The sequence below is a fragment of the Armatimonas sp. genome (genome assembly GCF_031410135.1).
Taxonomy (GTDB): domain Bacteria; phylum Armatimonadota; class Armatimonadia; order Armatimonadales; family Armatimonadaceae; genus Armatimonas.
Genome location: NZ_JANNYP010000022.1, coordinates 1 through 8,915 on the forward strand (window position 1 = coordinate 1; position 8,915 = coordinate 8,915).

Here is an 8,915-nt window from a genome sequence, read left to right on the forward strand (position 1 = left end):
ACGGTTGCTGGAAGATACGCTGGCCGAGGTCGCCCGCGAAGAATAAGGCGTTCGGCTTGTCGGCACCCAGCGCGGCGAAGAAGCGCAGATGGGCGACGCTGATGTCCTGCGCCTCGTCCACGACGGCGAAGTCAAACGGCGGATGTTTGCTCCTGGCCAATGCGGTCGCCAACGCGGTCAAGGTAACCCTTGGACCTCGCGGACGCAATGTCGTTATTGAGAAGAAGTGGGGCTCCCCCACGATCACCAAAGACGGCGTGACGGTCGCGAAAGAAATCGAGCTGGAAGATAAGTTCGAGAACATGGGCGCTCAGCTCGTGAAAGAAGTCGCCAGCAAGACCAACGATATCGCCGGTGACGGTACGACGACAGCTACCGTGCTGGCACAGTCTATTGTCAATGAAGGCCTTCGCTATGTCGCCGCCGGTGGCGCTCCCCTCTCCGTGAAGAAGGGAATTGACAAGGCGGTTGAGGTGGCGGTTGCTGCTCTCAAGGCCAATGCAATCCCGGTAGACGGCGAGATGGTGGCACAGGTCGCCGCAATCTCCGGTAACAACGATACCGAGATCGGTGAGATCATCGCCGACGCGCTGGACAAAGTGGGCAAGGACGGCGTCATTACCGTCGAGGAGTCCAAGGGCCGCGATACCACCCTTGAGATCGTCGAGGGCATGCAGTTCGACAAGGGCTACATCTCCCCCTACTTCGTCACCGACACCGAGCGCATGGAAGGTGTCTTTGAGAACGCCTTTATTCTCTACTACGAGAAGAAGATCAGCCTCGCCGCCGATCTTGTTCCGATCTTAGAGCAGGTCATGCAGACCCGTCGCCCCTTGGTGATCGTGGCCGAGGATCTGGATGGCGATGCGCTGGCTACCATGGTGGTCAACAAGATTCGTGGAATTCTGAACGTGGTCGCGGTCAAGGCTCCTGGCTTTGGCGACCGCCGCAAGGCCATGATGGAAGACATGGCGATCCTCACCGGTGGCAAGTTCATCACCGAGGACCTAGGCTTCAAGCTAGAGAGCGTCACGCTCGATATGCTGGGCCAGGCCAAGAAGATTGTCGTCACCAAAGACAACACCACGGTGGTCGAAGGCAACGGGGACTCTGACGCGGTCAAGGGCCGTATCAACCAGATCCGCAAGCAGATTGATAACACCGACTCCAGCTACGACAAAGAGAAGCTCCAAGAGCGACTCGCCAAGCTAGCCGGTGGTGTTGCCGTGATCCAGGTGGGCGCTTCCACCGAGACCGAGCTGAAGGAAAAGAAGCACCGCTACGAGGACGCTCTCTCCGCCACCCGCGCTGCGGTGGAAGAGGGAATTGTCGCCGGTGGTGGCGTGGCCTTCATCAACGTCATCGCGGATCTTGACAACGTGGTTGTAGACGATAAAGACGAGCAGGTCGGTGTGGACATTGTCCGCAAGGCCCTGGAGTCGCCTCTTCGCACCATCGCCGCCAACGCGGGGCTGGAAGGCTCTGTTGTGGTCAACAAGGTCAAGGGTCTTGCCAAGGGACATGGCTTCAATGCCCTGACCGAGGAGTACGGCGACATGGTCGGCTTCGGCGTGATTGACCCGGTCAAGGTCAGCCGCTCTGCCCTGGCCAATGCGGCGTCCATCGCCAGCATGATCCTCACCACCGAGACCCTCGTGGTCGAGAAGCCGGAACCCCCGGCTGCTGGTGGCGGTGATCACCACCACGATCACTAGTTAGCCCTCCTCCCCCGGCCCCTCCTCCCAATCCTGGGAGGAAGGGGAAAGCAGGGGAGATTAAGAAAGCCCTGCGCTCTTTATGGAGTGCGGGGCTTTTTCTTATCCCAGACCCTGCTTGCGGTAGCGTTCGATGCGCTCGATCAGCTCCTCTGCTGTCATGCCAAAGATATCGGTGCGAATTCCCAGGCCACCGGGATACCAGAGATACCAGAACTTGGGGCCGAGGGCACGCTTAGCCGCCGCAATATCGGTGAGGGCGAAGTGTACTAGCGGAAATATAAAGCTACGGGGCGTCATCGCTCCCAGTACTGACCAGGGAACCGGGCCATGAATGCCAAAGACATCCTGTACCCAGATTCCCTGGCTATCAATGCGCAGCGTCACGGGAATCTGGCGACTCTCGACGCGCTTCTGCACCAGGCGCATTACCCAGCGCATGTAGAGCAACATCAGGGGAATCATCACGGACAAAAGCAGCAGGGAAAGCTGCCAGACACGTGCGGGAAGCGGCCCCAAGCGCACTGCTGCAAGAGTGACTCCCAGCACCATCCCCACAATAACCGCGCTAATGACCAGTGCAGAAACCTTCTTCTGGGCGACGGCGGAGGGACGGCCCATCAGGACGATGGCATCTTCGGTCAGGGACTCGATCTGGGCTTGCTGCTGCATGAGAGCCTCCCCAATGCGTGATGCCTAGTGGTGCGCGTGGTGCGCACCGCGTGAGGCGGCGAGCTTTTCGGTGTCCCGGCGGCGCTGGCGCATGGTCTGGATCGGGCGCTGGTCGGCACAGATGGTCTGGACACGGTAGCCCGCCCCCTCCAGTGCCTTCACGACCTGCGGGACGTACTCAAACTCCAGCAAGTCCGCCCAGCGCTCATCCGACGTCCCATCGCCGTAGCCCTCGCAGGTATCGAAGCCTAGGATGCGCTTGACGGCGGGGTAGACAAAGACCTTCGGGCCGTACGTCACGCACCACTCCACGACGATCCGATCCATCCCGACGGATGCGGGGAGTGATTTCCACTCCCGCATCCGCCAGAGGGCCTTCTCAGAATCGAAGACCGGCTTGTTGGTAAGTGCCTTGTGCATTACAGAAGCAGCTCCAAGGGATTCTCGATGGCTTTCTTGAGCGCGCCTAGAAACGCAGCACCATCGGCACCGTCTACCACCCGGTGATCCGCAGAGAGAGTCACCTTCATGCGCTTGCGCGGCACGACCTGCCCATTCACCACCGCAGCCACCGTCCGCGTGCTCGACACGGCCAGGATCGCGCCCTCGCCCGGATTCACAATCGCGGCGAAGTTCTCGACCTCCGCGACCGCTCCCAGATTGGAGATCGTGAACGTCCCGCCCGTGTAGTCCGCAGGCTGGAGTTTCCCGGCACGCGCCTTCTCGATCAGCGGCTTGCTCGCCGCCGCGATCTGACGCAGGCTCAGGGCTTGCACATTACGCACCACGGGCACGATCAGGCCATCGTCGAGCGCGACTCCAAAGCCGATATGGTGGTTCTTGCTCACCAAGCGCTTGTTGTCGTCGAACTTCGAGTTGACGTTCGGCGCGGCCAGCAGTGCCACGGAGACGGCTTTCAGCAGACAGTCATTGACGGAGACTTTCACTGCCCCACCCGCTGCGTTCACCTGCTCACGCAGTCCAAGAAGCGCTTCCATGTCCACCTCGACGGTAACATAGAAGTGCGGGATCTGTTGCTTGCTCTCGGTGAGGCGCCGCGCGATGGTCTTGCGCATCCCGTTGTAGGACTGCACTTCGACCTCGTCCGCAATCGCGCCCCCCCCGCCCCCAAGATTGGGGGAGCCAGAGGTTTTAGCCGCCGCTTCGACATCCGCCGCCGTGATCGTCCCTGCCGCGCTGATGCTCGCCAGGTTGACGCCCTTGGCCGCCGCAATGGCACGCGCTAAGGGGGAAGCTTTAACGCGCACATCACTGCCTGAGACCGTAACACCTTCAATCTCAATCGGATCGCTCAGCACGGAGGCCGAGCCACCGAGTCCTTCGGGCAACTGACCAACAAAACTATCGCCGTAGGGCTTCGCGGGGTTGGTCGCCACCACAACGGGTGCGGCCACCGCAGACGCGGCAACAGGAGTGGTTATCTCTGCGACTTGTGCACTTGGCGTAGGCGCTGCGGCTGCCACGGGTGCGCTCCCGCCCGCGGGTGGTGCGCCTTGGCCGATGATCAGCACAGGATCGCCGACCTTGACCTCAGCACCGGGAGCGGCGAGGATCGCATGGATCACTCCGGCTTCGCCTGCAGGAACTTCCACATTGGACTTATCGGTCTCAATCTCGAACACCGCGTCGTCTACACCAACCGTATCGCCGACTTTTTTGAGGAACTGGACAATGACGCCCGCCTCCATTGCATCGCCCATCTTGGGCATGATGATCGCTGCCATCTCTTACTTGCCTCCCAGGCTGCGTTTTGCCGCCGCGACAATATCCACTTCCGTTGGGAAGGCGAGATTTTCAAGGTTCTTGGCGTAGGGCATCGGCACGAAAGCGCCGGTGACGCGAAGAACGGGTGTGTCTAAGTCGTAGAACGCACGCTCGGAGATCTGGGCAGAAATCTCTGCAGCACAGCCGTAGAGTGGCCACTGCTCTTGAATAACCACAGCACGATGAGTCTTCTTGATCGAGGCCAGCACCGTGTTCATGTCAAGTGGCAGGAGTGAGCGCAGGTCAATCACCTCCGCCGAAATCCCGTCTTTTGCCAGCTCATTGGCCGCCTTGAGCGCCTGAATGGTCATCCAGGAGTAGGCTACCAGCGTGATATCTTTGCCTTCGCGCAGGACATTTGCCTTACCAATCGGCACCGAGAAATCAGGATCATCGGGCACTTCGGAGAGGCCCGGCTGGATCGCTTCAAGCTCGTCCGGTTTGGTGAAGTACATGCGCAGCGACTCAAAGACCATCACCGGGTTATTGTCCCGGATTGCTGAGATCATCAGCCCCTTGGCATCCGCAGGAGTCGCAGGGACGACCACTTTCAGGCCAGGAACGTGGGCAAAGAGCACCTCAATGGCCTGCGAGTGCTGGGCAGAGAGCTGCAAGCCGACACCGCTGGGACCACGGATAACCATGGGCACCTGGAACTGACCACCGAACATGTAGCGGATCTTGGCGGCGTGCTGGACGATCTGGTCGTAGGCGGGCGTGGCGAAGTCCATGCGCATCATCTCGCAGACGGGGCGCAGACCGGCCATCGCGGACCCGATCCCAAGACCAATAATCCCAACCTCAGAGATAGGGGTATCTACCACGCGCTGTGGGCCGAATTCTTCTAAAAATCCCTTGGAAAGCTCCAGGGTTCCCTGGTACTGGGCCACTTCCTCCCCGATGAGAAACACGTTCGGGTCGCGGCGCATCTCCTCACGCAGGGCAAGCGCGAGGGCGTCTATGTAGCGTAGTCTTGCCATTATGCGTACACGTCCTTTAAGAGCTCGTCGGCAGGGGGCACCGGGGAATCGTCGGAGAACTGCACCGCCGCTTTGGCCGCGATCACGGCCTCATCATGGAACCGCACGATGTCCTCGTCGGTGATGACCCCGGCCTCTAGGAGAAGCTCGGCGGCAATCGCAATCGGGTCACGGTTGGCCTTAGCGGCTTCGATCTCCGCCTTGGTACGGTACACCACGGTCTGCTTGGCCTCATCGGCGGCTCCGTGTCCGTGGAAGCGATAGGTATCGCACTCCAGGAAGAACGGGGCGGGGTTGGCCTTCATGTCCGCGACAATCTGACTGACCTCTTCATGCACCGTGATGATGTTCTGCCCGTCTATTTTCTTACGGTTCATGGCGTAGCTGCCCACACGATCCGTCAGATCGGTGTTGGCGTGGGAGCGCTCGATACTGGTGCCCATAGCGTAGCCGTTGTTCTCTAAGACAAACAGCACGGGGACTTTGTAGAGCTGCGCCATGTTCAGGGTCTCGTGGAACGCGCCCTGGTTCATCGAGCCATCGCCAAAGAAACACACGGCGACGCCCGCTTGCTGCCGATACTTCAGCGCCCAGCCTAGGCCCAGCGCGATCGGGACGTTGCCACCCACGATGCCGTAGCCACCGTAGAAGCCGCGCTCCGCATCGCAGATATGCATCGAGCCGCCCTTGCCTTTTGAGCAGCCGTCGTACTTCCCACAGATCTCCGCCATCACGGGACCGGGGGGGGAGCCGACAGCCAGCGCGTACGCATGGTCGCGGTAGTGTCCAATTAAGCAGTCGCCTGCTGCGAGGTCGAGTGCGCCGATGATGCCCACAGCAATGGCTTCCTCACCTGAGTAGAGGTGCAGATAGCCACCGATGCCATGTCCTCCGCGCTGGAATGCCCGAAGACACTCTTCCTCAAACTCGCGGATGTGCACCATTTGCTCATAGAACCGGCGGTACTTGGCCGCGTCTAGCGCAGCCGTCTGGCCCTTTGCCATCTTATAAAACAGTCTCCTTGCCAGGGGGCGGAGTCCCCGCCCGGCCCATTATACCCCACGGATATTCGGTACTATAACCCTATAACGATAGGAGAAGTTCCGCCCCTCGTCCCGCCGATCAGAACGGCAGGACTTGAAAGCGTCGCAGGCTCCGCTACAAAGGCCGTTCCGACCATAAAAGACCAAGAAGATTCGGAATGGCCGACACGGCCTTTGCAGCCACAGGCTCGTCAGTCCCGCCGCTCAAACCGGCAGGATGAAGGCTCGTCGTGGGTATATAATGGATCAATTATGCCCCCTTTCCGCTATTTCCTCGCCTCGGAAGAGTGCATGTCCGACCTGAGCCGCTACTCTGAGACCTGCGCCTTCTGCGGCAACCGTTCTCGTAGCTTCGACATCGGACAGAAGCGTTTTGGCTGCCCTACGTGCCTTCAGGCAGGACAATTTGGCTTTGCCCACGATACTGAGATTGGCATGTTTACCGAGGACAAAGTGCTTCTCATGGGCATTGATTCGGACGATGAAGAGGATTTCCTGGTGCCGATCAGTGATGCCGCCTAGAAAGTAGGAATGCCAGAAGCGCAGCTACGTGAGCTTCAGCGAACCCCACATTTTCGAACATGCAACAATGTTACCTGGATGATTTGCTGCCAAGACTTCATGGCCTACCTTGGCGAGTGGAAACCAGAAAACTTTGAGAATCGAGAAGCCTTTGTTGAGGCAATGTCTCGGCAGAGTGACTTTTCCACGATTCGATGGCTCTGGCCTGAAGACGAAACCACCCCACACTTCGGCGAGATGGTGATACATGTCTTCCGTTGCCTGCACTGCGACCGGCTTCGTGCAGTGAACGACAGTACCTAGCTGCTCCGTAGCTCGGTGAAGATGCGCTTTTCGGCTTCTTTGGCGACCGCACGGACTTCGGCGCGGCGGGCGGCTTTGTAGGCGGGGAGTCGGTCGCCTAAGCTAATGGGCTCCGGCAGGCGGACGCGAGCGCGGCGGGGGCCGGTGAGCAGAGACTTACCGAAGCACTCGCGCTCCAGGCGAACGAGCAGATCGAAGAGGCGCTCGGGGGTGGGGTCTTCGCGGACGTAGCCATCGTAGACGGCGATCCAGTTGGCGATTCTATCGAGATCACGCAGCAAGGGCCGGGCACGCTCGCGCTGCTGGCGGCGCAATTCTAGGTCGTAGGGCGTTTTAGTGGCGGGGTCGGGCTCGTCGCGGGTGACGATCTCAATGGCGTGGATCAGGGTTCGCATGCGCTCGGGGAGGGTCTCGCCACGTGGGTCGGGGATGCCAACGGCAAGGGCGACGCGTTGCAAGATCGCCTCTTTGATGGCATCAAGCCGTGGGGTAAAATCCGACTCCAGATCCTCGTCTTTTTCTTTAGGCGACGGCAGGCGGTACTCTTTCTCCAGAGAGCGCAACATCGCAAACCCGATTCCGCGCAGGCGCTCGTAGGTGCCTGCATCGCTTGGAACCGGCGAGCCCGTAAAATGCTCCAGCCGGTTGAGCGAGAACAGAATCGGCAGGCGCATGTCGGTGGTGAACTTGTACTTCAGCGCCACGGGCTGGATAAAGAGATTCGCTGCCTCGTCGTCTTTGCGTGCGTCTTCGAGCGCCCAGAACGCGAGCTGAAAGACACCGTCATGGAACGGCAGGAGCGTGTCGTTCTGGGAGTACACCTCGCCCTCGGGAAAGATCACGAGCTTGCTGGCGGGGCTGGCGAGCAGCTCACGGGTCGCGCGGAAACTGGCTCGGTCTGCCGTCCCGCGAATCACCGAGTGTGCCCCAATCCGCTTGATGACATGGCCCCAGAGCCCCAGGCAGGCATCAAACGCCTCGCGGCAGGCGAGATACCGAAAGCTCTGCTCCACCTGCGCCGAGAGATGAAAAACCAGCGCCGGGTCGGTGTTGGTGGGATGGTTGGGCGTCAGCAAGACCCGCTCCCCAGCGAGCGCCCGAAAGCGCTCCAGCTCGCCTGCATCGTAGTCCACGCCACTGATACCCAGCACGCCCACAATCGTGTTGCTACACTTCTGTGCCACCCGGATCACCGAGGGCGTCGGTTTGGCGGCGATAAAGTCAGCGCGCCCAGGGACAATAATCTCAGAAGACTCAGACGACATGGGTTATTATAGCTCGGCTTTGTAGCCCTCTCCCCAGGCTCGTTCCTCGTCACCCCTCTCCCAACGTCTCCTCGTCCCTCAGAGCCTTTCTGGGAGAGGAGATGAAGGCACCCCAGAAAACCTGTACAATGCGCACAGGAGTAATTCTTATGAGTAAACAAAAACTTTCCTGGTACCTTTGGGCTATCGGCACGGTTCTTATCGTTTTGAGCTGGTATAAGATGGTTCCCAATAACATTGGCTGGGTTGGCTTTGCAATTGGAATGAGCGGTAGCGTGCTTGGCTGGGGTATGCGTCCCCCAAAAAACTAGCCCCTCCCGCAATGCGCCTTCACATTCTCAGTGACCTGCACCAGGAGTTCGGGGAGCGCGATGTGCCCCGCATGGACTGCGATGCTGTGGTGCTGGCAGGCGATGTGGGGACGAAAATGCGTGGGCTGGAGTGGATTCAGCGGCGCTTCCCAGAAATCCCTGTGCTCTATATCTGCGGCCTCAGTACAGGACAAAAAATACTGGTAATTTCTACAGGATGAAAGGCACCGCCTTGGTATGATACGACAAGGTCGCTTAAACACAGATCGCGACCAAAACGATGCCCAAAAAAAATTGTATCTCACAGAGCCAAAATGCT

Annotated in this window: 10 protein-coding genes and 1 pseudogene; 4 read left to right on the top strand and 7 right to left on the bottom strand. The window is 59.6% G+C overall.

Features of this window, described 5'->3' with window-relative positions:
• A pseudogene (locus tag RMO15_RS33120) lies at positions 1-163 on the bottom strand (UvrD-helicase domain-containing protein); the annotation flags it as partial.
• Here RMO15_RS33120 and groL point away from each other — a divergent pair.
• A complete protein-coding gene (gene groL / locus RMO15_RS00840; protein ID WP_369016056.1) occupies positions 102-1,715 on the top strand; it encodes a chaperonin GroEL in 1,614 nt (537 codons plus the stop codon). The pseudogene RMO15_RS33120 and the gene groL sit on opposite strands and share 62 nt — an antisense overlap.
• Before the next feature lie 102 nt (positions 1,716-1,817).
• Here groL and RMO15_RS00845 read toward each other — a convergent pair whose 3' ends face one another.
• The 5 genes from RMO15_RS00845 to RMO15_RS00865 are packed head-to-tail and all read right to left on the bottom strand — an operon-like array spanning position 1,818 to position 6,156.
• Positions 1,818-2,387 (bottom strand): hypothetical protein, encoded by a 570-nt coding sequence (locus RMO15_RS00845; protein WP_309706960.1) that lies wholly within the window; start codon positions 2,385-2,387, stop codon positions 1,818-1,820.
• A gap of 24 nt (positions 2,388-2,411) precedes the next feature.
• Entirely contained in the window at positions 2,412-2,807 is a 396-nt protein-coding gene (locus RMO15_RS00850) for a hypothetical protein (RefSeq protein WP_309706961.1), read from the bottom strand.
• A complete protein-coding gene (locus RMO15_RS00855) occupies positions 2,807-4,132 on the bottom strand; it encodes a dihydrolipoamide acetyltransferase family protein (protein ID WP_309706962.1) in 1,326 nt (441 codons plus the stop codon). The genes RMO15_RS00850 and RMO15_RS00855 overlap by 1 nt, the downstream gene beginning before the upstream one ends.
• A gap of 3 nt (positions 4,133-4,135) precedes the next feature.
• Complete coding sequence (locus tag RMO15_RS00860; protein ID WP_309706963.1) at positions 4,136-5,152, bottom strand: alpha-ketoacid dehydrogenase subunit beta; 1,017 nt, start codon at positions 5,150-5,152, stop codon at positions 4,136-4,138.
• Entirely contained in the window at positions 5,152-6,156 is a 1,005-nt protein-coding gene (locus RMO15_RS00865) for a thiamine pyrophosphate-dependent enzyme (protein ID WP_309706964.1), read from the bottom strand. Before RMO15_RS00865 ends, RMO15_RS00860 begins: the two co-directional genes overlap by 1 nt.
• Before the next feature lie 330 nt (positions 6,157-6,486).
• On the opposite strand from RMO15_RS00865, the gene RMO15_RS00870 reads away from it, so the two are divergent.
• Positions 6,487-6,717, top strand: coding sequence for a hypothetical protein (locus RMO15_RS00870; protein WP_309706965.1), 231 nt, complete (start codon positions 6,487-6,489; stop codon positions 6,715-6,717).
• Positions 6,718-6,726: 9 nt separating this feature from the next.
• Positions 6,727-7,020: a CbrC family protein gene (locus tag RMO15_RS00875; protein WP_309706966.1), complete on the top strand. Its 294-nt coding sequence runs from the start codon at positions 6,727-6,729 to the stop codon at positions 7,018-7,020.
• On the opposite strand, the gene RMO15_RS00880 is transcribed toward RMO15_RS00875, so the two are convergent.
• Positions 7,017-8,285: a lysophospholipid acyltransferase family protein gene (locus tag RMO15_RS00880; protein ID WP_309706967.1), complete on the bottom strand. Its 1,269-nt coding sequence runs from the start codon at positions 8,283-8,285 to the stop codon at positions 7,017-7,019. The genes RMO15_RS00875 and RMO15_RS00880 overlap by 4 nt on opposite strands.
• Positions 8,286-8,607: 322 nt before the next feature.
• Between RMO15_RS00880 and RMO15_RS00885 the strand changes: the two genes are divergently transcribed.
• Complete coding sequence (locus RMO15_RS00885; RefSeq protein ID WP_309706969.1) at positions 8,608-8,817, top strand: hypothetical protein; 210 nt, start codon at positions 8,608-8,610, stop codon at positions 8,815-8,817.
• Positions 8,818-8,915 lie beyond the last annotated feature (98 nt).

Coding starts and splice junctions, on each gene's coding strand:
- groL (WP_369016056.1), top strand. CDS start 102: ATGTCCTGCGCCTCGTCCACGACGGCGAAGTCAAACGGCGGATGTTTG.
- RMO15_RS00855 (WP_309706962.1), bottom strand. CDS start 4,132: ATGGCAGCGATCATCATGCCCAAGATGGGCGATGCAATGGAGGCGGGC.
- RMO15_RS00880 (WP_309706967.1), bottom strand. CDS start 8,285: ATGTCGTCTGAGTCTTCTGAGATTATTGTCCCTGGGCGCGCTGACTTT.
- RMO15_RS00860 (WP_309706963.1), bottom strand. CDS start 5,152: ATGGCAAGACTACGCTACATAGACGCCCTCGCGCTTGCCCTGCGTGAG.
- RMO15_RS00850 (WP_309706961.1), bottom strand. CDS start 2,807: ATGCACAAGGCACTTACCAACAAGCCGGTCTTCGATTCTGAGAAGGCC.
- RMO15_RS00865 (WP_309706964.1), bottom strand. CDS start 6,156: ATGGCAAAGGGCCAGACGGCTGCGCTAGACGCGGCCAAGTACCGCCGG.
- RMO15_RS00875 (WP_309706966.1), top strand. CDS start 6,727: ATGCCAGAAGCGCAGCTACGTGAGCTTCAGCGAACCCCACATTTTCGA.
- RMO15_RS00885 (WP_309706969.1), top strand. CDS start 8,608: ATGCGCCTTCACATTCTCAGTGACCTGCACCAGGAGTTCGGGGAGCGC.
- RMO15_RS00845 (WP_309706960.1), bottom strand. CDS start 2,387: ATGCAGCAGCAAGCCCAGATCGAGTCCCTGACCGAAGATGCCATCGTC.
- RMO15_RS00870 (WP_309706965.1), top strand. CDS start 6,487: ATGTCCGACCTGAGCCGCTACTCTGAGACCTGCGCCTTCTGCGGCAAC.